The following is a 24368-nucleotide window of genomic DNA, read 5'->3' as shown; positions in this document are numbered from 1 at the left end:
CCCGGCCGACGCCCCCCCCTCGCCCCGGCGCGACCGGCGCGACCAGAATCAACGCCGACAAGGCGACCGAGACCGGAGGAGACCCGAGATGGATTTCGCGCTGAGCGAGGAGCAGCAGGCGCTGTTCGACATGGCCCGCGACTTCGGCGCCGAGAAGATCGCCCCCTTCGCCGCCGAGTGGGAGCGCGAGGGCGCCTTCCCCCGCGCGATCCTGGAGGAGGCCGGGGCGCTGGGCCTCGGCACCATCTACGTGTCCGAAGAAGCGGGCGGGGCCGGGCTGACCCGGCTCGACGCCACGCTGATCTTCGAGGCGCTGTCGATGGCCTGTCCCTCGGTCGCGGCCTTCATCTCGATCCACAACATGTGCGCGCGGATGCTGGACATGTACGGCTCGGCGGAGCTCAAGGCCAAGTGGATGCCCAGGCTCGCCAGCTTCGAGACCGTGGCCTCCTACTGCCTGACCGAGCCGGGCTCCGGCTCCGACGCCTCCGCCCTGCGCACCCGCGCCGTGCGCACCAACGAGGGGTGGGAGCTGACCGGCTCCAAGGCCTTCATCTCGGGCGGCGGGTTCTCGGACCTCTATTTCGTCATGTGCCGAACGGGGGAGGACGGGCCGCGCGGCATCTCCTGCTTGCTGGTCGAGGACGGGGCAGAGGGCCTGTCCTTCGGCGCCAATGAACGCAAGATGGGCTGGAAGGCCCAGCCCACGGCGCAGGTGCAGTTCGACAGCGCCAAGGCCGGCCCCGACGCGCTGCTGGGCGAGGAAGGGCGCGGCTTCGTCTACGCCATGACCGGGCTCGACGGCGGGCGTCTGAACATCTCGGCCTCGGCGCTGGGCGGGGCGCAGACGGCGCTGACCGCGGCCTCGACCTATATGGGGCAGCGCCAGGCCTTCGGGAAAACGCTCGACCAGTTCCAGGCGCTCCAGTTCAAGCTGGCGGATATGGAGATCGAGCTTCAGGCCGCCCGCATCTTCCTGCGCCAGGCCGCGTGGAAGCTGGACCGGAAGTCGCCGGACGCCACCAAGTTCTGCGCCATGGCCAAGCGCTTCGTCACCGACACCGCCTTCAAGGTGGCCAACGACGCCTTGCAGCTGCATGGCGGCTACGGCTACCTCGAGGATTACGGCATCGAGAAGATCGTGCGTGACCTGCGCGTGCACCAGATCCTCGAAGGCACCAACGAGATCATGCGCCTGATCACGGCGCGCGCGCTGCTGGCAGAGCGCGGCTGAACAGGCGGAAGGGGAGAGACATGGCTGAACTCATCGTCGCGAAGACCGGCAAGGCCGGGCGTCTGACGCTCAACCGGCCGGATCAGCTCAACGCGCTGACCCACGGCATGGCGCTGGGCATCGAGGCCGCGCTGCTGGAATGGAAGGACGACCCGGAGGTGGCGCTGGTGGTGATCGACGCCGCCCCCGGCCGCGCCTTCGGCGCCGGCGGCGACATCAAGGCGATGTGGGCCCATGGCTCGAAGGGCGATTTCGCGTTCTCGCGGGGGTTCTGGACCGACGAGTACAGAATGAACTCGGTGATCTCGAACTATCCCAAGCCCGTCGTGACCGTGGTCGACGGCATCGTCATGGGCGGCGGCGTGGGGGTGGCGAGCCACGCCTCGCACCGCGTCGCGTCGGAGAAGACCCTGCTGGCCATGCCCGAGACCGGCATCGGCCTGCTGCCCGACGTGGGCGGCACCTGGATCCTGGCCAACGCCCCGGGCCGCTTCGGCGAGTATCTGGGCCTGACCGGAACCCGGATCGGGGTGGCGGACGCCATCCTCACCGGCTTCACCGACAGCTACGTGCCCTCCGCCGATCTCGCCGCCCTGATCGCGACGCTGGAGGAGACGGGCGACGTCTCCGCCGTGGCCAAGGCGGCGAAGGACCCGAAAACCGCCGTTGAGCCCGCGGTGGCGCCCTTCCTGGAAAGCATCCGGGCGGAGATCGAGTCGATCTTCGACTGCACCACCCCCATGGCCATCCTCGAGGACCTCAAGGCCAGCGACTCGGCCTGGGCGCAGGACGCGGCCAAGGCCATCGCGCGGGCCTGCCCCCTGTCCGTCGCCTGCACCCTGATCGGCGTGCGCGACACCCGCGACATGGACAGCCTGGAGGAGGCGCTGGCCCATGAGCTGCGCTTCACCTGGCGCAGCCAGGAGATCGGGGAGCTGAACGAGGGCGTGCGCGCCCAGCTGATCGACAAGGACCGCGACCCCAAGTGGAAATGGCCGCGGCTCGAAGATGTGTGGCCCGACCGGGCGATGGCGATGTTCGCCCCGCTCGGCGACAACGAGTTGAAGCTATGAGCGGATTGATCCTGACCGGCCTCTACGATTCGCCCTTCGTGCGGCGGGCGGCGCTGGCTCTGACCTTCCACGGCATCGAATTCGAACACCGCGCCCTGTCGGTGTTCGGGGACTTCGACGAGGTGCTGAAGGTCAACCCGCTGGGCCGCGCCCCGGCGCTGGAGATGGAGGACGGCCGCGTCCTGGTGGACAGCCGCGCCATCATCGAGTGGGTCGAGGCCTGGGCCGACCCCGAGCGCCGCCGCCTGACCCCGCGGGAGCAGGAGGACCTTCTGGTCACGCTCAAGATCGAGTCGGTGGCCATCGGGCTGGCCGAGCTGGCCGTGTCGCGGTCGCTGGAGGCCCGGCGCGAGCCGCAATACCAGGACCCGGCCCGCTTCGCGCGGCTCGACCGCCAGATCGGCTCGGCGCTGAGCTGGCTGGAGGAGCGCGCGCGGGTGATCCGGACCCAGGGCATGCCGGCGCACGGCCTGTCGCGCGCCGGCATCGCCTCGGTCTGCGCGGTGACCTATCTGCGCCACCGCTGGCCGGACCTGCTGGACGCGGCGGGCTGCGAGAACCTGGTCGCGCTGACCGCCGAGCTGGAGCAGACCGAGCCCTTCACGCTCGTCCCCTTCCCGGCGGGCTGAGCGGCGGGCACGCGAGCCGCGCCCGCCATTCGCGGGGGGCGCGGCCAAGACGACCAAGACCACGACAACGGGCATCGGGAGGAACGGGCATGAAGATCGGGTTCATCGGTCTGGGCAACATGGGCGCGCCGATGGCGGCCAATCTGGCGAAGGCGGGGCACGAGGTGACCGGCTTCGACGTGGCGGGGATCGTGGCGGAGGGCTGCGCCTCGGCCGCCTCCGCCCCCGAGGCCGCGGCGGGGCGCGATGCGGTCATCACCATGCTCCCCAACGGGGAGATCCTGACCCGCGTGACGGCCGAGATCGTGCCGGCGATGACGCCGGGCGCGGTGTTCGTCGATTGCTCCACGGTGGATGTGGACAGCGCCCGCGCAGCGCATGAGTCCGCGTCGCGGGCCGGGCTGCTGTCCGTGGACGCGCCGGTTTCGGGCGGCGTCGGCGGCGCGGCGGCGGGCTCGCTGACCTTCATGGCCGGCGGCTCGGACGAGAGCTTCGCGGCCGCGGCGCCGCTGTTCGAGATCATGGGCGCCAAGGCGGTGCATTGCGGCGCGCCGGGCGCCGGGCAGGCGGCCAAGATCTGCAACAACATGGTGCTGGGCATCTCGATGATCGGGGTGTGCGAGGCGTTCAACCTGGCCGACAAGCTGGGGCTGGACCGCCAGGCGATGTTCGACGTGGTGAGCACGTCGTCGGGCCAGTGCTGGTCGATCAACACCTATTGCCCGGCGCCGGGCGTGGGGCCGACCAGCCCGGCGGACAACGGCTACAAGCCCGGTTTCGCGGCGGAGCTGATGCTCAAGGACCTGCGGCTGAGCCAGCAGGCGGCCGATGCGGTGGGCGCGCCCACCCCGATGGGCGGCAAGGCCATGGAGCTCTACGACGCCTTCGTGGGCGAGGACGGCAAGGGCCTGGATTTCTCGGCGATGCTGCCCCGTCTGGCGAAGATGAACCGATAAGGCGCGGGGCGGGCGCCGCGGAGGTCCGCACGCCCGTCCACGCCGGCTTCGCCCCGACCGGTCCGAACGACGCCACGCCGCCCCTCGGGGCGGCGTTTTCCTTTCCGCGAAAGGAAACGGATGCGCGCGGCCGGGACCAAGTGGAAAAGATGCGCCGCGTCAGCGCGTGCGCAGGCGGATCACCACGTCGACCTTGGAGATCTCGGTCCCCTCGGGGGCCTCGGGCAGACGCTCGATCTTCACCGAGTCGCGCGGGGCGTCGGTGAGGCGGCCGTCATCCTCCCAGTAGAAATGGGGATGATCCTCGATCCGCGTGTCGTAGTAGCTGCGCGCCCCGTCCACCGTGATCTCGGCCAGCAGGCCGGCTTCGGTGAAGCTGCGCAGGGTGTTGTAGACGGTGGCGAGGCTCACCGGCTCTCCCAGCCCCTGGGCGGCGTCATGCAGCGTCTCGGCGGTCACGTGGCGGTTGCGGCCGTCGCCGGCCAGCAGCAGCGCCAGCGCCCGCCGCTGGCGGGTCGGACGCAGGCCGGCCCGCGACAGCCAGCGGCCGGCGCGCGTCTGGGCATCGGGCCCCATCGCAGTCGAAAGTTGATCCATGAGGCATGAATACGGTGCGAAACCCCCGCGCTTCAAGAGATTCATTGCGATTCCGCACATCCCATCCGCCGCAGCGCCGCTTGCGCCGCGTTCCCCCCGGGTGCTAGGGACACCGGGACTTACACGCAACGGCAGGGACGCGCGGAACCGGCATGAGCAGCGAGCGGGCGAGCAGCTACGACTACGAGGGCCTGATGGCCTGCGCCAGGGGCGAGCTTTTCGGGCCGGGCAACGCCCAGCTGCCCGCGCCGCCCATGCTGATGGTGTCGCGCATCACCTCAATCACCGAAACCGGCGGGGAGCACGACAAGGGCGAGATCGTCGCCGAGTTCGACGTGACCCCCGACCTGTGGTTCTTCCAGTGCCATTTCCTCGGCGACCCGGTGATGCCGGGCTGCCTGGGGCTGGACGCGCTGTGGCAGCTCACCGGCTTCTTCCTGGGCTGGAAGGGCATGCAGGGCCGCGGCCGGGCGCTGAGCGTCGGCGAAGTGAAGCTGACCAAGATGGTGACGCCCGAGGTGAAACGCCTTCGCTTCCACGTCTCGATGAAGCGCATCATCGACCGGAAACTGAAAATGGGCATCGCCGACGGGTTGGTCGAAGCCGATGGAGAACCCACCTACGCCGTGAAGGACATGCGCGTAGGCCTGTTTCAGGACGCCTGAAGCGCGCCGGCGACCCCCGCCGGACGCCGGAGCGGGCCGCGCCTTGCGCGAAATTTCTGCCGGTCCCTGCGCAGCGCGCGGGCGGCAAGACCCAAGGGAGGCCCGTATGCGGCGCGTCGTCATCACCGGACTGGGGATCGTCTCCTCCATCGGCAACTCCGCCCAGGAGGTGCTCGGCAGCCTGAGAGAGGGCAAGTCCGGCATCTCCGCCGCCCCCGACTACGCTGAGCACGGTTTCCGCTGCCAGGTGCACGGGGCCCCGCAGATCGACCTCGCCGAGGCCGTGGACAAGCGCAACCTGCGCTTCATGGGCGAGGGCGCGGCCTACAACTTCGTGGCGATGGAGCAGGCGATCGCCGATGCGGGCCTGGAGGAGAGCGAGATCTCCCATCCCCGCACCGGCCTGATCATGGGCTCGGGCGGTCCGTCCACCAAGAACCTGTTCCAGGCCCACAAGATCGTCATCGAGAAGGGCTCCCCCAAGCGGATGGGGCCGTTCATGGTGACCCGGGGCATGTCCTCGACCAACTCGGCCTGCCTGGCGACGCCCTTCAAGATCAAGGGCGTGAACTACTCGATCACATCGGCCTGCTCGACCTCCGCCCATTGCATCGGCAGCGGGGTGGAGCAGATCCAGTTCGGCAAGCAGGACGTGGTCTTCGCCGGCGGCGGCGAGGAACTGGACTGGACCCTGTCCTGCCTGTTCGACGCCATGGGCGCGATGTCGTCCAAGTACAACGACACGCCGACCACCGCGTCGCGCGCCTTCGACAAGACCCGCGACGGCTTCGTCATCGCCGGCGGCGCCGGGGTCGTGGTGCTGGAGGAGCTGGAGCACGCCAGGGCCCGCGGCGCCAAGATCTACGCGGAAGTCACCGGCTACGGCGCGACCTCCGACGGCTATGACATGGTCGCGCCCTCGGGCGAGGGGGCGGAGCGCTGCATGCAGCTGGCGCTGGACACGCTCGGCGACCGCAAGGTGCAGTATATCAACGCCCACGGCACCTCGACGCCCGCCGGCGACGTGACCGAGGTCAAGGCCGTGCGCCGGGTCTTCGGCGACGACCAGCCGGTGATCTCGTCGACCAAGTCGCTGACCGGGCATTCGCTGGGCGCGACCGGGGTGCAGGAGGCGATCTACTGCCTGCTGATGCTCCAGAACGACTTCGTGACGGCCTCGGCCAACGTGACCGAGCTCGATCCCGAGCTACATCCCGATGAGATCGCCACGACGCGGGTCGACAACGCCGGTCTCGATACCGTGCTGTCGAATTCCTTCGGCTTCGGCGGAACCAACGCGACGCTGGCGCTCAGCCGGTACCACGGCTGATAACGAGGGAATGGGCGAGATGGACAAGGGTCTTATGGCCGGCAAGCGCGGGCTTGTCATGGGCGTCGCCAACGATCACTCCATCGCCTGGGGCGTGGCCAAGGTGCTCGCGGAACATGGCGCGGAGCTGGCTTTCACCTATCAGGGTGAGAATTTCGGCAAGCGGGTGAAGCCGCTGGCGGATTCGCTGGGGGTGAAGCACCTGATGCCGGCGGACGTGCAGGACGAGGCCTCGCTCGACGCGGTGCGCGATGAGCTGGCCGACGCCTGGGGCCATGTGGATTTCCTGATCCACGCCATCGCCTTTTCCGACAAGAACGAGCTTCAGGGCCGCTTCGCCGACACCACGCGGACGAACTTCCTGAAGTCGCTCGACATCTCCTGCTATTCGCTGGTGGACATGTCCCGGCGGATGCTGCCGCTGATGCAGGGGGGCGGCTCGATCGTCACCATGTCCTATCTCGGCGCGCAGCGGATCATGCCGAACTACAACGTCATGGGCGTCGCCAAGGCGGCGCTGGAGGCGTCGGTGCGCTATCTCGCCAACGACCTGGGGCCCGAGGGCATCCGGGTCAACGCGCTGTCTCCGGGGCCGATGCGGACCCTTGCGGGCTCGGCCGTGGGCGGGGCGCGCCGGGTCTACAAGAACGTGGCGGACAACTCCCCGATGCGGGCCAACGCGACGCTGGACCATATCGGCGGCGCGGCGATGTATCTGTGCTCGGACTACGGCGCGTCGACCACCGGCGAGGTGATCTTCGTCGACGGCGGCTACCACGCCATCGGCATGGCGCAGCTGGAGAACCTGGCCCCGGTCCAGAGCTGAGCGGCGGTCGGGCGTCCGACGGGCTGAAACGCGAACGGGGGCCCCGGGGCCCCCGTTTCCCGTTCCGGCGCCGGGCGCGGCGGCTCAGACCATCTTCTTCTTGATCGCCTCGCGCCACACGGTGAACAGCCCCGCCGCGATCACCAGCGCCGCGCCGATGATGACCGGACCCTCCAGCACCTCGCCGAACAGGAACACGCCGGTCATCGCGCCCAGCATGGTCTGCACGTATTGGACGGGCTGGATGACCACGGCGTCGGTGCTCTCCAGCGCCTTGATGAAGAAGAAATGCCCGGTGGCGCCGGTGCAGCACAGGATCGCCAGCCAGCCCCAGTCGGCGAGGCTCAGGCTGGTCCAGTAGAACGGGCCGATGAAGGTCATCACCACCATGCCGCCGACGCCGGTGTAGAAGAAGGTGGTGGTCGCGCTGTCCGTCCGGCTGACCAGCCGCGTCATCACCCCGTAGGTGGCGATGCCCGCGACCGCCAGCATGGCGATCCAGATGTCCCCGTCGAACATCGCCGGGCCGGGGCGCAGGATGATCAGCACCCCGATGCAGCCCACTCCGATCGCCGACCAGCGCCGCCAGCCCACCGGCTCCTTCAGCACCGGCACCGACAGGGCGGCGACCAGCAGCGGCGCGGCGGCGAACAGGGCCATGGTCTCGGCCAGGCCGACCTTGGCGAAGGCGGTGATCGCCACCACCACCTGCAGCGCCAGCAGGGCGCCGCGGATCATCTGAAGGGTCACGCTGCCCGCGTTGGCCGCCGCCCGGATTCCGCCGGGCGCCCGCGCCGCGACGAACAGCACGAACAGGCCGAAGGTCCAGTAGCGGACCGCGACGATGAAGAACGGCGGGTAGTTCTCGGCCAGGTGCTTGGAGATGCCGTCCTGCGCCGCGAAGATGCAGACGGCGAGCAGCATGAAGCCGAGGCCCCGACGGGCGCTTTGGGGAACCATGTGTTTTCCGGGCGGTGGATGAGCGCAGGGAGACGGGCTTGGGGCGTGAACCATAAGCAATGCTGAACACTCTCAACCGTCTCGCCGGGCGCACGTCAAGCGTTTCGAGCGCAATGCCGGCGCCCGGCGCGCGCATGTCGCGCCATTTCCGGGCGCCGAAGGGGGAGGCGCCGACGTGTTGGGCGCCTCCACCCCGCCGCTTCAGCCCGCCGCCTCAGCTTTCGGTCTGCAGTTCCGGCGGCACGAAGGTCCGGTTCCAGGTCGGCGAGATCAGGATCTCGTTCACGCAGACATGCGCCGGGCTCTCGGCCACGAAGCGCACGGCGCGTCCCAGGTCCTCGGCCTGCAGCATCCGCGCCCGCACGGCGGCGGAGGGCGGAACCGGGCGCTTCTCCATGATCGGGGTGTTAACCTCGCCCGGCATGATCACGCAGGAGCGGATGCCGTTATGCCCCTCCTCCATGTTGATCGAGTGGCTCAGCGCCACCACCCCGTGCTTGGAGGCGTTGTAGGCCGGCCCGGTGACCTTGGAGGCGTGCCGCCCCGCCCAGGACGAGACCATGACGATCAGCCCGCCTCCGGTCCCGCGCATGGCGTCCATGACCGGAATGGCGCAGTTCATGACCCCGGTGAGGTTGATGTCGACCACCTGCCGGAACTTCTCGGCGCTGATCTGGTGGGCGGCGCGGTCGGGCACGTTGATGCCGGCATTCGCCACCAGGATCTCGATTTTCCCGAGCCGCGCGGCGATGTCCGCGGCGGCGGCCGCGACCGCCTCGGCGTCGGCCACATCCAGCGTCAGCGCCTCCGCCTTGCCTCCCGCGGCGGCGATGTCGGCGGCGACCCGCCCGATCTCCTCGGCCCGGCGGCCCGACAGCACCACCGTCGCGCCGGCCTCGGCCAGGGCGCGGGCCGAGGCCTCGCCGATGCCGCCCCCCGCGCCCGTGACCCAGGCGACCTTCCCGTTCAATGCGGTCATGACTTCTCCTCCCTGTGCGTCCCGCCGTGCCGGCGGGTTCCGCGGCAGGTTAGGGCCGGCGCGGGGGGAGACGCCAGCCCGGGCGGAGGCGGGCCGACCGGATCGCCCCATGGCCAGCCCCTGACCCGATCGTCCACGGCCTCGCGGTCCCGACCCGGCGCCCGCGAGGCCGCCCCGAGCTAAGCGCGAGCCGCCGTGGCCTCCGCGGCGCGGCGCCGACAGGGCGCCTCGGCCGCCGACAGGCTTTCGGCCAGCGTGTCGGCTGCGAAATCGATGAAGGCGCGCATGGCGGGCAGCAGGCCTCGGCGCGAGGGGTAGACCAGGTGCATGATCCCGGCCTCGCTCGACCAGTCGCGGCACACATGCTCCAGCCGACCCGTCTCCAGCGCGTCCACGCATTCCGAGATGGGCAGCAGGCACAGGCCCAGCCCCGCCTCCGCCGCCCGCCGCAGGGCCGCGAAATCCCCGGTGGAGAGGCGCGGCTCCCCGGTCAGGCGCACGGTCTCGCCATCCGGTCCGCGCAGGGGCCAGGACACGCGGCGCGGCCGCTCCGCCCGGTCGAGCAAGGGCTGGCCGGCCAGCGCGTCGGGCCGGTCCGGCCGGCCGGCGGCGTCCAGGAGGTCGGGCGAGGCCACCAGCACGGCGTGGGAGGGGCCGATGATCCGGGCGTGGAAATCCGCCTCCCCTTCCACCTTCGGGCGCACACGGATGGCGACGTCGATGCCCTCCTCGATCAGGTCGACGCGCCGGTTGGTCAGCATCAGGTGAACCCGCATCCGGGGATGGGCGTTGAGAAAGCCGGGCAGCGCGTCGGCCAGCGGCCGCTCGGCCCCTACCGGGCAGGAGGCGCGGATCAGGCCCTGCGGCTCGGCGTGGCGCCGGGCGGCGAGGGCGGAGATCGCCTCGGTCTGGGCCAGGGCCGCGCGGGCATGGGCCAGCACCTCCTCCCCCGCCGGGGTGATGGAGACGCGCCGGGTCGAGCGTTCCAGCAGCCGCAGGTCCAGCCGCGTCTCCAGCCCCGCCAGACGGCGGCTGACCCGCGACTTGGGAATGCCGAGCGCCCGCGCGGCGGCGGAAAAGCCGCCCTGGTCGGCGACGGAGACGAACAGCGCGAGGTCATCGAGATCGGTCAGCATCGGTGTTCCATCCATGGAACGGAGAGTCCCGAGATCGGCGTCTTATCCTCCGATCGTTCCAGAAGCATGTAGGGCGCAGCACGTTCAAACACCAGAAGGATGCACGTCCGATGAAAGCGCTTCATATCGATTCCAGCATCACCGGCGAGGCCTCCGTGTCGCGCCGCCTGTCCGCCGCTGTCGTCGGCCGTCTGGCCGAGCAGGGCGCCGACGTGACCCGGCTGGACCTGGCCGCGACGCCGTTCCCGCACCTGGAGGGGGCCGAGATGGCGATGGCCCGCGCCGGCGCCGAGGCCATCGACGACGCCACCGCCGCGCTCGCCGCCCGGTCCCGCGCCGCGCTGGACGACTTCCTGGCCGCCGACGTGGTGGTGATCGGGGCGCCGATGTACAATTTCGCCATCCCCAGCCAGCTCAAGGCCTGGATCGACCGGCTGGCCGTCCCCGGCGCCACATTCCGATACACCGAGGCCGGCCCCGAGGGCCTGGCCGGCGGCAAGACGGTGATCGTCGCCGCTTCGCGCGCGGGCGTCTATTCGACGGGCCCGGCGGCGGGGATGGACTTCCAGGAGCCCTACCTGCGCGGCCTGTTCGGCTTCATGGGCATCACCGACGTCCGCTTCGTGCGCGCCGAGGGGCTGGCGATGGGCCCGGAGGCGGCCGCGAAGGCCATCGACGCCGCGCTGGCGGGCGTCGAGGCCGCCGTGGCCCCGGCCGAGAAGGCCGCCGCCTGATCCCCCCGCATCCGGGGCGGGGGGGGCTTCGCGCCCTTACTCCGCCCCGCCCGCGCAAACAAAAAGGGCCCCGGAAACGGGGCCCTTTTCGCGTTCGGTTCGGCTTGGGCCGGTGGGGATCAGGCGTCGGCCGCGATCTCCTCGCCGGTCTCCTGGTTCACGACCTTCATCGACAGGCGGGTCTTGCCGCGGTCGTCGAAGCCCATCAGCTTCACGCGGACTTCCTGACCTTCCTTGACCAGTTCCTTCGGGTTGGCCCCGCGCTCGTTGGTCATCTGGGAGACGTGGACCAGCCCGTCGCGCTTGCCGAAGTAGTTCACGAAGGCGCCGAAATCCATGATCTTGACGACCTTGCCCTTGTAGATCCTGCCGACCTCGGGCTCCGCCACGATGGAGTTGATCAGCTCGCGCGCCTTCTCGATGCAATCCGCATCGGGGGAGGCGAGCTTGATCAGGCCCTCGTCGTTGATGTCGACCTTGGCGCCCGACTCCTCGACGATGGAGCGGATGACCTTGCCGCCCGAGCCGATCACTTCGCGGATCTTGTCGGGGTTGATCTGCATGGTCTCGATGCGCGGAGCGTGGACCGAGAACTCCTGACGACCCGAGGACAGCGCCTTCGACATCTCGCCCAGGATGTGCATCCGGCCGTCCTTGGCCTGCGCCAGGGCCTGCTTCATGATCGCGGGCGTGATGCCGGCGACCTTGATGTCCATCTGCAGCGAGGTGATGCCGCCTTCGGTGCCGGCCACCTTGAAGTCCATGTCGCCGAGGTGATCCTCGTCGCCCAGGATGTCGGTGAGCACGGCGAACTGGCCGTCATCTTCCAGGATCAGACCCATCGCCACGCCGGCCACGGGGGCCTTCAGCGGCACGCCCGCGTCCATCATCGCCAGCGAACCGCCGCAGACCGAGGCCATGGAGGACGAGCCGTTGGATTCGGTGATCTCCGACACGATGCGGATCGTGTAGGGGAACTCCGTCGCCGCGGGCAGGACCGCCTGCAGGGCGCGCCAGGCCAGCTTGCCGTGACCGATCTCGCGACGGCCGGGGCCGCCCATGCGGCCGGTCTCGCCGACCGAGTAGGGCGGGAAGTTGTAGTGCAGCAGGAACCGCTCGCGCCAGTCGCCTTCCAGCGCGTCGATGATCTGCTCGTTGTCGCCGGTGCCCAGCGTGGTGACGACCAGCGCCTGGGTCTCGCCGCGGGTGAACAGCGACGAGCCGTGGGTCCGGGGCAGGACCGAGGTCTCGGCCAGGATCGGGCGCACGGTGGTCAGGTTGCGGCCGTCGATCCGGGTGCCGGTGGCGATCACGTCGCCGCGCAGCACCGCGGATTCCAGCTTCTTGAAGCAGTCCTTCAGCGCGGTCGAGTCGGCCATGTCCTCTTCGGACAGGCCGGCCTTCACGGTGTCGCGGGCCGCGGAGATGGCGGTGGTCCGCTCCTGCTTGTCGCGGATGGCGAAAGCGGCGCGCATCGCGGTCTCGCCCAGGTCCTTGACCTTGGCGTAGAGCGCCGAGCGGTCCGGGGGCGTGAAGTCGAAGGGCTCCTTCGCGGCGCTCTCGGCCATGTCGATGATCAGGTCGATCACCGGCTGCATGGCGTCGTGGCCGAAGGTGACGGCGCCGAGCATCTGCTCCTCGGACAGCTCATAGGCCTCCGATTCCACCATCATCACGGCGTCCTTGGTGCCGGCGACGACGAGGTTCAGGCGCTGATCGGGCTTTTCGTTCAGCTTCTGCATGTCCTCGACCCGGGGGTTCAGGACATACTGGCCGTCGACATAGCCGACCCGGCAGGCGCCGATCGGACCCATGAAGGGCACGCCCGACAGGGTCAGCGCGGCGGAGGCCGCGATCATCGCCAGCATGTCGGGGTCGTTTTCGAGGTCATGGCTCAGAACGGTGCAGACCACCTGGGTCTCGTTCTTGAAGCCGGGGACGAAGAGCGGGCGGATCGGGCGGTCGATGAGACGCGAGGTCAGCGTCTCCTTCTCCGTCGGCCGGGCCTCGCGCTTGAAGAAGCCGCCGGGGATCTTGCCGGCCGCGTAATACTTTTCCTGATAGTGGACGGTCAGCGGGAAGAAATCCAGGCCTTCCTTGGGCTTCTTGTCGAAGGTGACCGCGGCGTGGACCGTGGTCTCGCCCAGCGTCGCCAGGACCGAACCGTCGGCCTGGCGCGCGACGCGGCCGGTCTCCAGGGTCAGGGTCTCGCCGGCCCACTCGATCGACTTCTTGGTGATCTCGAACATCTCGTTTCCTTCCAGCGGACGGACGCCCCTGCGTCCTCCGCGCGTCGACTCCGCCCAGCGGAGCGGGCCCCGGTTATCGCAACGCTTCGACCCGGGGCCATGGGGCGGAAACGAACGGACATTGGGGGCGCGCCCCCGGGATAGGGTCCGGAGGTCGCCCCCCGGATATGCGGCGACCGCCCCCGACCGTCAGGCCATGCGGGGGCGGTTGAAACCTGTCCAGAGGGCGCCGCGGCCCCGTGGAAATGCAGTCAAGGCGCGCCGAGGTCGGCGCGCCTTGCGAAGTCCGTCAGCGGCGGATGCCGAGGCGGGTGATGATGGTCTTGTAGCGCTCCACGTCCTTGCCCTTCACGTAGTCGAGCAGCTTGCGGCGCTGGGCGACCATCTTGAGAAGACCACGGCGGGAGTGGTTGTCTTTCTTGTGCGACTTGAAGTGCTCGGTCAGGTTGGTGATCCGCTCGGTGAGGATCGCCACCTGGACCTCGGGCGAACCGGTGTCGCCTTCCTTGGTCGCGTATTCCTTGATCAGTTCTTCTTTCCGATCGACGGTGATCGACATCGGGGCCTCCATGGGCTTGAGGGTTCGGGACCGCGCGTTGGGCGCGATCTTCGCGCGCGGCCGGCGCCGGGATGTCGTCCAGCACGGTCGTTCGCGAAGGCGTCCCTATGCAACGGATCGCCCCCGATGAAAAGAGGGATTCCGCGCGCGATGGCCGGGAAACCGCGCTCGGTTGCGGGATTCGGCGCGACAGGGGCGTTGCGGGCGGCCGCGACGGGGGCGCCGGCAGGGGGAGGGGATCAGGCGGGGGGGTATCAGGCGGGGGCGTCGACCTCGGGCGGCAGGATCACCCGCGTCGGTTGCAGCCGCCCGCCCTGCCAGACGCCGATGGCCACCGCCTCGCCGCCGCAGGACGCCCAGGCCGCATCGCCCCATTGCAGGTCCGCGGGCGCCAGATGGGCCGCGCCCTCCCGCCCCATGCGCAGATCGGCGGCGGCGGTCGGGGTCACCCGCACTTCCGGCAAGTCCCGCAAGCCGGCCGAGACGGGCAGCAGCGGCAGCGCCTCCGGCCGGTCGCGGTAGCTCTCCAGCGTGTCGTAGGGCACGGCGGCTTCGGCGACGTCGAAGGGCCCGGCGGCGGTCCGGCGCAGGGCGACGACATGCGCGCCGCAGCCCAGGGCCTCGCCCAGGTCGCGGGCGATGGCGCGCACATAGCCGCCCTTGCCGCAGACCATCTCGAAATCCGCGTGGTCGGCGTCGGGCATCGCCACCAGCGCCAGCCGCGCCATGTGCAGGGGGCGCAGCGCCAGCTCCATCGCCTCGCCGTCGCGGGCCAGGTCATAGGCGCGCTCGCCATCCACCTTCACCGCGGAGAATTGCGGCGGCGCCTGCATGATATCGCCCCGGAAGGCCGGCAGCGCGGCCTCGATCGCGTCGCGGTCCGGGCGCAGGTCGGAGGTGGCGATGGGCGCGGTCTCGAGATCGTCCGACGCGGTGCGGACGCCCCAGCGAACCGTGAAACGGTAGGTCTTCAGCCCGTCGGAGGCGATGGGCACGGTCTTGGTCGCCTCGCCGAAGGCCACCGCCAGCAGGCCGGTCGCCAGCGGGTCGAGCGTGCCGGCATGGCCCGCCTTGCGCGCGTTCAGCGACCAGCGGGCGCGGGACACCACGTCGGTCGAGCCGACGCCCAGCGGCTTGTCGACGATCAGCCAGCCGTCGACCGGCCGGCCCTTCTTGCGCCGTCCCATGGGCTCAACGGTCCCCGTTTTCGTCCGCGTCGCCGTCCGCTTCCTCGTCGAGGTCCCGGCGCACGCGGGGCTCGTCCAGCAGGCGGCGGGTCTCGTCCATCTGGTCGAAGGACCGGTCTTCGTGGAAGCGCAGGGCGGGGGAGTATTTCAGCTTGATCTCGCGGGTCACCGCGCGCCGCAGCTCGTGGCTGTTGCGCGCGAGCAGGACCAGCACCTCCTCCACCCCGACGCCGCCCAGCGGCATCACGTAGATGTCCGCATGGCGCAGGTCCGGGGACACGCGCGCCTCGGACACGGTGATCGAGAATCGTTCGAGCTCGGGGTCGTGCAGGTCGCCGCGCATCAGCACGTCGGCGATCGTGCGACGCACGAGCTCACCGACTTTCAACTGGCGCTGGGACGGGCCGCGGCCTGCGCCGTGCCTTGGATTGGACATGTCAGGCTCCTCCGGAGGCCGGGGTCATAGCGCCAACGCCGCCGCGGCGCAACGGTAGCGCACGGGGCGGGGGCGTGGACAGGGCCGTCGCGCCCCGCCTAGGCTGGCCGCCGCGGTCGTCAGGCGCCGCGCAGGAGGGGCGGAGAATGCAACACGCGCGGGAGATTTCGCCGGCCGCTGGGACCTATCGCGGCGCGATGACCACGCCCGAGCGCTGGCCCACCTGGACCCCGCGGCGCGGCGACGTGCTGGTCTGCACGCCGCCCAAATGCGGGACCACCTGGACCCAGACCATGGTCGCCATGCTGCTGGCCGGGCGGGCCGGGATCGCCGACCGCATCGGCGCGATCAGCCCCTGGGTCGACTCGCGGCTGGGGGAGGCGGAGGCCACCGCCGCCGCGCTCGCCGCCCAGTCCGGGCGGCGGGCGGTCAAGACCCACACCCCCGCCGACGGCTTCCCGGTATGGGAGGGCGTGACGGTCATCGCCGTCTACCGTCACCCGCTGGACGTCTTCGCCTCGCTGCTCAGCCATGTCCGCAACCGCGTCGACCGGGACGGGCACAAGATGATGGGGCCGGTGGAGCAGGTGCTGGCCGACTACCTGGACGCCCCGCTGGACATGGACCGCTTCGACGACGATTCGCTCGCCACCGTCACCCGCCATTACGCCCAGACGGCGCTCTCCGACCGGCTCCCCGACCGGCTAGTCCTGCACTACGCCGACATGATCCGCGACCATCGGGGCGCGCTGCGCCGGATGGCGGCGGCGCTGGGGGCGGCGGCCGATCCCGCCCTGGTTGAGGCCATCGCCCAGGCGACGGGGATCGAGACCATGCGCGCCCAGGCCGACCGCTATGTCCCCGCGCCGGGCGAGGGCTTCTGGCGCGACGATGCGGGCTTCTTCGCCAGGGGCGGGGTCGAGCGCTGGCGCGAGGTGGTCCCGCCGGAGATGCTGCCCCGCTACCGCGCGCGGCTGGCGGCGTTGATCCCGGACCCCGCCGCCCGCGCCTGGCTGGAGCAGGGCGACGGCGCCTGAGGCGCCCGCGCCGCAGCCCCCGAACGCGAAACGGCCGGGGCGTCGCCGCCCCGGCCGTTCCGATTTCCTTGATCCGCGAGGCCCTTAGAGGGTCCGCGCCACCTCTTCGGTGGTGAAGATCTCGATGACGTCGCCTTCGCGAATGTCCTCGTAGTTCTCGAAGGCCATGCCGCACTCGGTGCCCGAGCGAACTTCCGGCACCTCGTCCTTGAAGCGCTTCAGCGTCTTCAGCTTGCCCTCGTGGATGACCACGTCGTCGCGCAGCAGGCGGACGCCCGCCGAACGGCGCGCCACACCCTCGGTGACCTCGCAACCCGCGACCTTGCCGACGTTGGAGACCCGGAAGACCTCCTTGATCTTGGCGTAGCCGATGAAGGTCTCGCGGACCTCGGGCTTCAGCAGGCCCTGGGCCGCCAGCTTCACGTCATCCACAAGGTCGTAGATGATCGAGTAGTAGCGGATCTCCACGCCCTTCTGGTTGGCGGCTTCGCGGGCCGGTGCGTTGGCGCGGACGTTGAACCCGATCAGCGGAGCGTTGGAGGCCTCGGCGAGGCCCACATCGGTCTCGGTGATCGCGCCGACGCCGGAATGCAGCACCCGGACGCGCACGTCGTCGTTGCCGATCTTCTCCAGCGCCTGAACGATCGCCTCGGTCGAGCCCTGAACGTCGGCCTTCACCAGAACCGGCAGCTCGGCCACGTTCTCGTCCGCCTTGGCCTGGGCCAGAAGCTGGTCGAGCGAGGCGCGCGGCCCCGAAGCGGCCAGCTTGTCGCGGGCGGCGCGCTGACGGTAGTCGGAGATCTCGCGGGCCTTGGCCTCGGATTCCACCACGTTCAGCACATCGCCGGCATGCGGCGTGCCCTGCAGACCCAGAACCTCGACCGGCACGGACGGACCGGCCTCGTCGACGCGGGCGCCCTGGTCGTTGATCAGGGCGCGCACGCGGCCCCACTGCTCGCCGACCACGAAGATGTCGCCGCGCTTCAGGGTGCCGCGCTGGATCAGCACGGTGGCGACGGGGCCGCGGCCGGTGTCCAGCTTGGCCTCGATCACCGCGCCTTCGGCGTCGCGCTCGGGGTTGGCCCGAAGCTCGAGGATCTCGGCCTGGAGCGCCACGGCCTCGAGCAGGGTGTCGAGCCCGGCGCCGGTCTTGGCGGAGACCTCGACGTCCTGCACATCGCCCGACATGGCCTCGACGACCACCTCGTGACGCAGCAGGTCCTGGCGGACCTTGTTCGAATCCGCGCCCGGCTTGTCCACCTTGTTGATCGCGATGATCATCGGGACCTCGGCGGCCTTGGCGTGGTGGATGGCCTCGATGGTCTGGGGCATCACCGCGTCGTCGGCCGCGACCACCAGGATCACAATATCCGTCACCTGCGCGCCACGGGCGCGCATGGAGGTGAAGGCGGCGTGGCCCGGGGTGTCGAGGAAGGTGATCGGCGCGCCGGAGTCGGTCTTGATCTGGTAGGCGCCGATATGCTGCGTGATGCCGCCGGCCTCGCCCGAGACCACGTTGGTCTTGCGGATCGCGTCCAGCAGCGAGGTCTTGCCGTGGTCGACATGGCCCATGATCGTCACGATCGGGGCGCGCGGCTGGAGGTTCTCCTCCGCGTCCTCGACGGTGTCGATGGCCTGCTCCACGTCCGAATCCGACACGCGGACCACGGTATGCCCGAACTCCTCGACCACCAGGGTGGCGGTGTCGGCGTCCAGCGTATCGTTGATGGTGACCATCATGCCGGACTTGAACAGCATCTTGACCACTTCGGCCGCCCGCTCGGTCATGCGGTTGGCAAGCTCCTGCACCGTGATCGCGTCAGGCACGTTCACGTTGCGCATCACCTTTTCGCGCGGCTCGCCGCCGCCGCGACCCTGGCGCTTCTGACGCTCCTGCTTGCGGCGCATGGCGGCGAGCGAGCGCGTGCGCCCGCCGTCGTCGCCCGCGGTCGCGTGCGTGATCGTCAGCTTGCCCGAGCGGCGACGCTCGTCGCCGCCGCGGCCGCGGCCGGGCTTCTTGTCGTCCGCCGGGGCCGGACCCACGGTGCGCTTGGGCAGGGCCCGCATGGTGCGGTCCTTGCCTTCGCCGTCCGCGGGGGGCGGGCCGGTGGTGATGTCGCTCTGCGGCGCGCCGGGAGCGGACTGGGCGGCGCGAGCGCGCTCCCGATCCCGCTTCTCGGCCTCGGCCTTGCGCTTGGCCTCCTGCTCGGCGGCGAGGCGCTCGGCCTCCTCGCGTTCGCGGCGGATCTGCTCCTCGGCCTCGCGACGCTCGCGCTCCTCCTTCTCGGCGAGAAGGCGGTGGCGTTCGGCTTCGCGTTCCTTGGCCTCGGCCTCTTCCTTGGCGCGGCGCGCGCCTTCATTGGCCTTGGCGGCCTCGAGCGCCTTCTTGCGGCGCTCGTATTCTTCGGGGGAGAGGCTCTTGAGCACCGCGCCGCGGCCGGGCCGGCGGGTGGGCTTGGAGCCTTCGCCGGAAACCGGCGCGGTGGCGCGGGCGGCGGCGGCCGAAGGCGCGCCGGCGCCGCGGGGCGGGTCGGTCGGGCGCGCGGCCGGGGTCGGCGCGCGGCCGGTCGGCGCGGCGGGCGCGCCGGAGGCCGGAGCCCCGCCTTCGGTCGGCTTCACGACCCGCTTGCGGGCCTTGGTCTCGACCACGACCGACTTGGACCGTCCATGGCTGAAGCTCTGCTTCACGCGGCCTTCGCCGCCACGCGGCGCGGGGCCGCGAGTTCTCAGAGTGCCGCCGGTCTTGTCGTTGCCGTCCATGCTGTCGTCCATCAACGTCCTGTTCGCGTCCGCTGCCCCGGGGGCCTTGTGCGACGCCCCGCGGGGCGTCTGGAAACGGGCGGCTCCCCCCTGGCGAATCGGCCTGGGAGAGGCGTCCGGCTTCGCGGTCCCGGGCGGGGCCGCCGTGTTCGCCCCGGTCGGGGGCCTTGCGGGCGCGCCGGCCCCGAACGGGCGGGCGCGTCTTCGTCGTCTGGCCTTCCATCCGGGAAGGGTCGTCTGCGTCCCTCCGTCAGGAAAGTCCCCCGCTCGGGAGGTCCCTTCTTCGGGAAGTCCCCCCGTTCGGAACGGCCCCCGTTGAAGGAGGTCCCCCGGTCCGGAGGGCGAGGGACGCGGTCGTCGTCAGGCGACGGCCGGCCCCAAACGTTTCAGGGGTCCGACCGTGCGGCCGAACCCTCGGTGTCGCCCCGGTCATCCGCCGGCGCGTCGAGCGCGGGGCCGACCGGCGCCTGGTCGCCGGAGGGCCCGTCGAGGGGCAGGGTCCGGGGCCGGAAGCCGGAAAGTCGGGCCGCTTCCCGCAGAACGCGGTCGGTGGCTCCGTCCGCATCCAGCGCGGCGTGTATCACATAGTCCCGTCCGAAGGCCAATCCCAACTCTTCGCTGGTAAGCACGTCGATCAGCGTCGCGTCGCCCGAAAGCGGCGTCAGCTTGCCGAGACCCTGGTCCGAACCGTCGCGCGCATGAAGCAGAGCGCCGACCGAACCCTTCTTGAGCCGGGCTTTTACCTTCTCGAACCCCGTGACCGCAAGCCCCGCCTTGCGCGCCAGGGCCACCGAATCGGCCGCGCGCCGCGCGAGAAGCGATTCGAGCCGTTCGGCGAAGTCCTCCGGCACGATCACCGGCGCTCGCGCCGCGCGGGAAAAGGCGCGCTTGCGGATCGCCTGATTCAGCACCTCGGCGGTCGAGGTCAGCCACATGCCGCGGCCGGGAAGCCGTTCCGCGAGATCGGGAACCAGGTCGCCGTCGGGGCCGATCACGAAGCGGATCAACCCTTCGGTCAGGCCGCTTTCGCCCAGCACGATGCAGCGCCGTTCCGGGCCTTCCTCGCGATTCCTGCGCTTTCCGCCTCGGGTCACGCCTCGCCTCGCATGGTTGGGGGGCAGATGGGGCCCGGCCGCCGCGACCGCAAGGGCGGCGGCGCGGCCGGGACGGAAAAGCGCGCCCGGCCACGGGGCCGGGCGCGCGGGATCGTCTCGCGGGGAAGGAGGCTCAGGCCCCCTGCGCCTCGCCCTCGGCGGCCTCGGCCTCCGCGGCGGCGGCTTCGGCCGCGGCGGCGTCGGCGGCGATCTCCTCCTCGGTCACCCAGCCCAGCATCAGCCGGGCGCGCATGACCAGGGCCTGGGCTTCCTCGATCGACACGTCGAAGGGCTCCAGCACGCCGTCGTCCTTGGACCGCTTGCCGTCGACCACGGTCCAGCCGCCGGCCAGCTCCCAGTCGGCGCAGGTGGCGAAGTCCTCGAGAGACTTCACCCCGTCCTCGGCCAGGGCGAGAATCATCTGCGGGGTCAGGCCCTCGAAGCCGAACAGGTCCTCCTGCACGCCCAGCTCGGCGGCCTTCTCCAGCGCCTGCTGGTTCAGCTCCTCAAGCGACTCGCGGGCGCGGGCCTGCAGTTCCTCGGCGGTGTTCTCGTCCACGCCGTCGAGGGTCAGCAGCTCCTCCATCTCCACATAGGCGACCTCTTCGAGCGAGGTGAAGCCTTCGGAGACCAGCAGCTGGGCCACGAATTCGTCGACGTTCATGGTCTCCATGAACAGCTTGGTGCGCTCGGCGAACTCGGCCTGGCGGCGGGAGGATTCCTCCTCCTCGGTCAGGATGTCGATGTCCCAGCCGGTGAGCTGGCTGGCGAGCCGCACGTTCTGCCCGCGACGCCCGATGGCGAGCGAGAGCTGCTCGTCCGGCACCACCACCTCGATGCGGCGCGCGTCCTCGTCGAGCACGACCTTGGCGACCTCGGCGGGCTGCAGGGCGTTGACGATGAAGGTCGCCGGATCCTCGGACCACGGAATGATGTCGATCTTCTCGCCCGAAAGCTCGGAGACCACGGCCTGCACGCGGGAGCCGCGCATACCCACGCAGGCGCCCACGGGGTCGATGGACGAATCGCGGGAGATCACGCCGATCTTGGCGCGGGAGCCCGGATCGCGGGCCACCGCCTTCACCTCGATCACGCCGTCATAGATTTCCGGAACCTCCATCTTGAAGAGTTCCGACATGAATTCCGGCGCGGTCCGGCTCAGGAAGATCTGCGGGCCGCGGACCTCCGAGCGCACGTCGCGGATGAAGGCGCGGATGCGGTCGCCGTTGCGATACATCTCCCGCGGGATCAGCTGGTCGCGACGGATCACGCCCTCGCCCCGGCCGAGATCCACTATCACGTTGCCGTATTCGACCCGCTTCACCACGCCGTTGATGATGGTGCCGACGCGGTCCTTGAATTCCTCGTACTGACGCTCGCGCTCGGCCTCGCGCACCTTCTGCACGATGACCTGCTTGGCGGTCTGCGCGGCGATGCGGCCGAATTCGAGGGTCGGCAGGGGCTCGGAGATGAAGTCGCCTTCCTCCGCCTCGGGGTTCATGGCCCGGGCTTCCGACAGCGCGATCTCGGTGAAGTGGTTCTCCACGACCTCCACGACCTCGCGGGCGCGGGACATGCGCAGCTCGCCGGTCTTGCGGTCGATCTCGGCGCGGATGTCGTATTCGGCCCCGTAGCGGGAGCGGGCGGCCTTGGCGAGGCTGTCCTCCATCGCCTCGATCACGAGGCCGGGGTCGATCAGCTTCTCACGCGCGACGGCGTCGGCGATCTGCAGCAGTTCAAGCCTGTTTGCGCTGACCATTGGTCTTCTCCTGATCGTCGCCGCCGTCATCGGGGCCGTCATCGTCCCCTTCGGAAGCGTCATCCTCGATGTCGTCGTAGCGGGTTTCGTCCATGTCGTCGGTCGCAAGCCCGGCCGCCTTGCGGGCGCGGAGCGAGTCGGCGATCAGCTCGTCGGTCAGCACCAGCTTGGCGTCGACCAGCCATTCGAATTTCAGGCCGATGGTCCCCTCGGGGATCTCCAGCAGCACCTCGTCGTCCTCGACGCCCGCGAGCCGGCCCTTGAACCGCTTGCGGCCGTCGATCAGCTCCGAGGTTTCGAGCTTGGTTTCCCAGCCCTCGAACCGCTCGAAATCCTTGAACCGGGTCAGCGGGCGGTCGATGCCGGGGGAGGAGACCTCCAGCGCATACTGGCCCTCGACCGGGTCCTCGACGTCCAGAACCGCCGAGACGGCGCGCGAAAGGTCGGCGCAGTCCTCGACCTCCATGGTGCCGTCGGCCTTCTCGGCCATGATCTGGAGGGTCGAGCGCCGGGCGCCGGACATGTAGCGCAGGCGCACGAGCTCGAAGCCCATGCCCTCCACCGTCGGCAGGATGATCTCCGCCAGGCGGCGGTCGATCGCGGCTTTCGCCACAAGTTCGGTCGTCATCGCCGTTGACCCCGTATTTGCGTCATCATGGCCGTGTCGTCGCGGCCGTGCGTCGTGGCCGTGCGTCGTGGTCGTCATCGCGGAACGCCCGCCGGAAAAGACAAAGGGCGGGCCGTAGCGGCCCGCCCTTTCGGTCCGGTCGCCGCGCCCCCGAGGGGACCACAGCGCCGCTATGTCGAGGGGGATATACACAGCCCCGCCCCCGGAGGCAAGAGCGGGGCGCGGCCCGCCGCCGGCTCAGGCCGGGGCGCCCAGCGCCGCCAGCGGACGCTCGCGCACCGGCAGGTGGCAGGCGGCCGAGAACAGGCTGATCGCCACCCCGATCCACCACACCGCCGCGTAATCCCCGAAACGGTCATGCAGCGCGCCGCCCAGCCAGACCCCGAGGAATCCGCCGACCTGGTGGGAGAAGAACACGATCCCGTAAAGCGTGCCCATGTAGCGCAGCCCGTGGATCACCCCCACCAGCCCCACCGTCAGCGGCACGGTGGCGAGCCAGAGCGACCCCATGGCGACCGAGAAGATCAGCACCGTCGCCGGGGTCATCGGGATCACGATGAAGGCCGCGCAGACCGCGGCGCGCAGCAGGTAGACGATGGTCAGCAGCCAACGCTTGGGAAAGGTCGCGCCCAGCTTGCCGGCCAGCAGGGTGCCGCCTATATTCGCCGCCCCGATCATCGCCAGCGCCCAGCCCCCCAGCGCCGCGGTGGACGAGATCCCGACCGAGGCCAGCAGCCCCGCCGGGTCCACGGCGGCGCAGGCCTCGGTGATGAAGGCCGGGAAATGCGCGGTGATGAAGCCCAGCTGATAGCCGCAGGAGAAGAAGCCGAGGAAGATCAGGATGAAGGACGGATCCTTCGCCGCCCGGACCAGCGCCTCGCGCAATGTGCCCTCGGCCGGCGCGGCGGCGCCGGGCAGGGCGGGGGGCGGCGCGCCGGTGGTCAGCGGCAGCAGCAGCGCGCAGGCCGCGACGATGGCGGCGGACACGAGGAACACGTCCTCCCACGCCATCGAGGTCAGCAGCATCCCGAGGATCGGCGGCAGGATCAGCTGCCCCGCCGAGGCCGCCGAGGTGACGATCCCCAGGCTGAGGCTGCGGTTCTTGTCCGACGCCTCGCGCCCCACCGCGCCGAGGATCACGCCGAGCCCCGATCCCGCGATGCCGAAGCCGATCAGGATGTTCAGCGCCTGGTGCCCCTCGGGCGTCGTCGCCCAGGCGGAGCCCAGCAGCCCGACCGCATAGATCGCCAGCCCCACCAGCAGCGTGCGCCGCGTGCCGAACTTCTCGGCCATCGCCGCGAAGGCGGGCTGGGCCGCGCCCCAGGCCAGGTTCTGCAGGGCGATGGCCAGCGAATATTCCGCCCGCGGCCAGCCGTAGCTCTGCTCGATGGGGATCTGGAACAGCCCGAAGGCCGCCCGCACCCCGAAACCCAGCGCGAGGATCACGGCGCCCGAGATCAGCATCGGCGTGAACAGCCGGTCCGGCGCGGAGGACACGGCGGCGGCGGCGGGGGAGGTCGTGGTCATCGGATCGATTCCA

22 protein-coding genes are annotated in these 24368 nt (G+C 70.5%); 9 read left to right on the top strand and 13 right to left on the bottom strand.

What is annotated here, in order from left to right; genetic code table 11:
* Nucleotides 1–88 precede the first annotated feature (88 nt).
* From BLV24_RS10605 to mmsB, 4 genes are all read left to right on the top strand, one after another.
* Complete coding sequence (locus BLV24_RS10605) at nt 89–1234, top strand: acyl-CoA dehydrogenase family protein (protein ID WP_092681469.1); 1146 nt, start codon at nt 89–91, stop codon at nt 1232–1234.
* A gap of 20 nt (nt 1235–1254) precedes the next feature.
* A complete protein-coding gene (locus tag BLV24_RS10600) occupies nt 1255–2307 on the top strand; it encodes an enoyl-CoA hydratase/isomerase family protein (protein WP_092681467.1) in 1053 nt (350 codons plus the stop codon).
* Nucleotides 2304–2936, top strand: coding sequence for a glutathione S-transferase N-terminal domain-containing protein (locus BLV24_RS10595; protein ID WP_176954706.1), 633 nt, complete (start codon nt 2304–2306; stop codon nt 2934–2936). Before BLV24_RS10600 ends, BLV24_RS10595 begins: the two co-directional genes overlap by 4 nt.
* 89 nt (nt 2937–3025) lie before the next feature.
* Nucleotides 3026–3892, top strand: coding sequence for a 3-hydroxyisobutyrate dehydrogenase (gene mmsB / locus BLV24_RS10590; protein ID WP_092681463.1), 867 nt, complete (start codon nt 3026–3028; stop codon nt 3890–3892).
* A gap of 159 nt (nt 3893–4051) precedes the next feature.
* Here mmsB and irr read toward each other — a convergent pair whose 3' ends face one another.
* Nucleotides 4052–4489, bottom strand: coding sequence for a Fur family transcriptional regulator Irr (gene irr, locus BLV24_RS10585; protein ID WP_281242909.1), 438 nt, complete (start codon nt 4487–4489; stop codon nt 4052–4054).
* 152 nt (nt 4490–4641) lie between these two features.
* Here irr and fabA point away from each other — a divergent pair, with 152 nt between their 5' ends.
* The 3 genes from fabA (at nt 4642) to BLV24_RS10570 (ending at nt 7310) form a co-directional block, all read left to right on the top strand.
* Entirely contained in the window at nt 4642–5154 is a 513-nt protein-coding gene (gene fabA, locus BLV24_RS10580) for a bifunctional 3-hydroxydecanoyl-ACP dehydratase/trans-2-decenoyl-ACP isomerase (protein ID WP_092681459.1), read from the top strand.
* A gap of 106 nt (nt 5155–5260) precedes the next feature.
* Entirely contained in the window at nt 5261–6484 is a 1224-nt protein-coding gene (fabB, locus tag BLV24_RS10575) for a beta-ketoacyl-ACP synthase I (protein WP_092681457.1), read from the top strand.
* A 10-nt stretch (nt 6485–6494) separates the two neighbouring features.
* Nucleotides 6495–7310 (top strand): enoyl-ACP reductase FabI, encoded by an 816-nt coding sequence (locus tag BLV24_RS10570; protein WP_092681455.1) that lies wholly within the window; start codon nt 6495–6497, stop codon nt 7308–7310.
* Between the two features lie 84 nt (nt 7311–7394).
* Here the strand turns inward: BLV24_RS10570 and BLV24_RS10565 are convergent, their stop codons facing one another.
* The 3 genes from BLV24_RS10565 to BLV24_RS10555 all read right to left on the bottom strand — a co-directional run bounded on the left by BLV24_RS10565 (nt 7395) and on the right by BLV24_RS10555 (nt 10400).
* The gene (locus BLV24_RS10565; protein ID WP_092681453.1) at nt 7395–8270 is read right to left on the bottom strand and encodes a DMT family transporter; all 876 of its coding nucleotides are present in this window, start codon (nt 8268–8270) and stop codon (nt 7395–7397) included.
* Nucleotides 8271–8484: 214 nt separating this feature from the next.
* Nucleotides 8485–9249: an SDR family oxidoreductase gene (locus tag BLV24_RS10560; RefSeq protein ID WP_092681451.1), complete on the bottom strand. Its 765-nt coding sequence runs from the start codon at nt 9247–9249 to the stop codon at nt 8485–8487.
* A 179-nt stretch (nt 9250–9428) separates the two neighbouring features.
* The gene (locus BLV24_RS10555; protein WP_092681449.1) at nt 9429–10400 is read right to left on the bottom strand and encodes a LysR family transcriptional regulator; all 972 of its coding nucleotides are present in this window, start codon (nt 10398–10400) and stop codon (nt 9429–9431) included.
* A 95-nt stretch (nt 10401–10495) separates the two neighbouring features.
* On the opposite strand from BLV24_RS10555, the gene BLV24_RS10550 reads away from it, so the two are divergent.
* Nucleotides 10496–11119: an FMN-dependent NADH-azoreductase gene (locus BLV24_RS10550; RefSeq protein ID WP_092681447.1), complete on the top strand. Its 624-nt coding sequence runs from the start codon at nt 10496–10498 to the stop codon at nt 11117–11119.
* A 119-nt stretch (nt 11120–11238) separates the two neighbouring features.
* On the opposite strand, the gene pnp is transcribed toward BLV24_RS10550, so the two are convergent.
* The 4 genes from pnp to rbfA all read right to left on the bottom strand — a co-directional run bounded on the left by pnp (nt 11239) and on the right by rbfA (nt 15550).
* Nucleotides 11239–13368, bottom strand: a complete 2130-nt coding sequence (gene pnp / locus BLV24_RS10545) for a polyribonucleotide nucleotidyltransferase (protein ID WP_092681445.1) — start codon at nt 13366–13368, stop codon at nt 11239–11241.
* A 289-nt stretch (nt 13369–13657) separates the two neighbouring features.
* Nucleotides 13658–13927, bottom strand: coding sequence for a 30S ribosomal protein S15 (gene rpsO / locus BLV24_RS10540; protein ID WP_092682045.1), 270 nt, complete (start codon nt 13925–13927; stop codon nt 13658–13660).
* A 254-nt stretch (nt 13928–14181) separates the two neighbouring features.
* Entirely contained in the window at nt 14182–15114 is a 933-nt protein-coding gene (truB, locus tag BLV24_RS10535) for a tRNA pseudouridine(55) synthase TruB (protein ID WP_092681443.1), read from the bottom strand.
* Between the two features lie 4 nt (nt 15115–15118).
* A complete protein-coding gene (rbfA, locus tag BLV24_RS10530; protein WP_092681441.1) occupies nt 15119–15550 on the bottom strand; it encodes a 30S ribosome-binding factor RbfA in 432 nt (143 codons plus the stop codon).
* A gap of 146 nt (nt 15551–15696) precedes the next feature.
* On the opposite strand from rbfA, the gene BLV24_RS10525 reads away from it, so the two are divergent.
* Complete coding sequence (locus tag BLV24_RS10525) at nt 15697–16587, top strand: sulfotransferase domain-containing protein (protein WP_092681439.1); 891 nt, start codon at nt 15697–15699, stop codon at nt 16585–16587.
* 84 nt (nt 16588–16671) lie between these two features.
* Here the strand turns inward: BLV24_RS10525 and infB are convergent, their stop codons facing one another.
* From infB to BLV24_RS10500, 5 genes are all read right to left on the bottom strand, one after another.
* Complete coding sequence (gene infB / locus BLV24_RS10520) at nt 16672–19359, bottom strand: translation initiation factor IF-2 (RefSeq protein WP_092681437.1); 2688 nt, start codon at nt 19357–19359, stop codon at nt 16672–16674.
* 374 nt (nt 19360–19733) lie between these two features.
* Nucleotides 19734–20441 (bottom strand): RNA-binding protein, encoded by a 708-nt coding sequence (locus tag BLV24_RS10515; protein WP_092681435.1) that lies wholly within the window; start codon nt 20439–20441, stop codon nt 19734–19736.
* A 133-nt stretch (nt 20442–20574) separates the two neighbouring features.
* The gene (nusA, locus tag BLV24_RS10510) at nt 20575–22200 is read right to left on the bottom strand and encodes a transcription termination factor NusA (protein ID WP_092681433.1); all 1626 of its coding nucleotides are present in this window, start codon (nt 22198–22200) and stop codon (nt 20575–20577) included.
* Nucleotides 22178–22828, bottom strand: a complete 651-nt coding sequence (gene rimP / locus BLV24_RS10505; RefSeq protein ID WP_092681431.1) for a ribosome maturation factor RimP — start codon at nt 22826–22828, stop codon at nt 22178–22180. The genes nusA and rimP overlap by 23 nt, the downstream gene beginning before the upstream one ends.
* A gap of 237 nt (nt 22829–23065) precedes the next feature.
* On the bottom strand, nt 23066–24355 hold the full coding sequence (locus BLV24_RS10500) for an MFS transporter (RefSeq protein ID WP_092681429.1): 1290 nt from the start codon (nt 24353–24355) through the stop codon (nt 23066–23068).
* Nucleotides 24356–24368: the final 13 nt, after the last annotated feature.

The organism is Albimonas donghaensis (assembly GCF_900106695.1).
GTDB lineage: Bacteria > Pseudomonadota > Alphaproteobacteria > Rhodobacterales > Rhodobacteraceae > Albimonas > Albimonas donghaensis.
The sequence above is the reverse complement of the archived record's forward strand: the minus strand, read 5'-3'. Positions and strand labels throughout refer to the sequence as shown.

Excerpts from the sequence above, each read along its gene's own strand:
- BLV24_RS10605 (WP_092681469.1), top strand. The coding sequence starts at position 89 with ATGGATTTCGCGCTGAGCGAGGAGCAGCAGGCGCTGTTCGACATGGCC.
- BLV24_RS10600 (WP_092681467.1), top strand. The coding sequence starts at position 1,255 with ATGGCTGAACTCATCGTCGCGAAGACCGGCAAGGCCGGGCGTCTGACG.
- BLV24_RS10595 (WP_176954706.1), top strand. The coding sequence starts at position 2,304 with ATGAGCGGATTGATCCTGACCGGCCTCTACGATTCGCCCTTCGTGCGG.
- mmsB (WP_092681463.1), top strand. The coding sequence starts at position 3,026 with ATGAAGATCGGGTTCATCGGTCTGGGCAACATGGGCGCGCCGATGGCG.
- irr (WP_281242909.1), bottom strand. The coding sequence starts at position 4,489 with ATGGATCAACTTTCGACTGCGATGGGGCCCGATGCCCAGACGCGCGCC.
- fabA (WP_092681459.1), top strand. The coding sequence starts at position 4,642 with ATGAGCAGCGAGCGGGCGAGCAGCTACGACTACGAGGGCCTGATGGCC.
- fabB (WP_092681457.1), top strand. The coding sequence starts at position 5,261 with ATGCGGCGCGTCGTCATCACCGGACTGGGGATCGTCTCCTCCATCGGC.
- BLV24_RS10570 (WP_092681455.1), top strand. The coding sequence starts at position 6,495 with ATGGGCGAGATGGACAAGGGTCTTATGGCCGGCAAGCGCGGGCTTGTC.
- BLV24_RS10565 (WP_092681453.1), bottom strand. The coding sequence starts at position 8,270 with ATGGTTCCCCAAAGCGCCCGTCGGGGCCTCGGCTTCATGCTGCTCGCC.
- BLV24_RS10560 (WP_092681451.1), bottom strand. The coding sequence starts at position 9,249 with ATGACCGCATTGAACGGGAAGGTCGCCTGGGTCACGGGCGCGGGGGGC.
- BLV24_RS10555 (WP_092681449.1), bottom strand. The coding sequence starts at position 10,400 with ATGGATGGAACACCGATGCTGACCGATCTCGATGACCTCGCGCTGTTC.
- BLV24_RS10550 (WP_092681447.1), top strand. The coding sequence starts at position 10,496 with ATGAAAGCGCTTCATATCGATTCCAGCATCACCGGCGAGGCCTCCGTG.
- pnp (WP_092681445.1), bottom strand. The coding sequence starts at position 13,368 with ATGTTCGAGATCACCAAGAAGTCGATCGAGTGGGCCGGCGAGACCCTG.
- rpsO (WP_092682045.1), bottom strand. The coding sequence starts at position 13,927 with ATGTCGATCACCGTCGATCGGAAAGAAGAACTGATCAAGGAATACGCG.
- truB (WP_092681443.1), bottom strand. The coding sequence starts at position 15,114 with ATGGGACGGCGCAAGAAGGGCCGGCCGGTCGACGGCTGGCTGATCGTC.
- rbfA (WP_092681441.1), bottom strand. The coding sequence starts at position 15,550 with ATGTCCAATCCAAGGCACGGCGCAGGCCGCGGCCCGTCCCAGCGCCAG.
- BLV24_RS10525 (WP_092681439.1), top strand. The coding sequence starts at position 15,697 with ATGCAACACGCGCGGGAGATTTCGCCGGCCGCTGGGACCTATCGCGGC.
- infB (WP_092681437.1), bottom strand. The coding sequence starts at position 19,359 with ATGGACGACAGCATGGACGGCAACGACAAGACCGGCGGCACTCTGAGA.
- nusA (WP_092681433.1), bottom strand. The coding sequence starts at position 22,200 with ATGGTCAGCGCAAACAGGCTTGAACTGCTGCAGATCGCCGACGCCGTC.
- rimP (WP_092681431.1), bottom strand. The coding sequence starts at position 22,828 with ATGACGACCGAACTTGTGGCGAAAGCCGCGATCGACCGCCGCCTGGCG.
- BLV24_RS10500 (WP_092681429.1), bottom strand. The coding sequence starts at position 24,355 with ATGACCACGACCTCCCCCGCCGCCGCCGCCGTGTCCTCCGCGCCGGAC.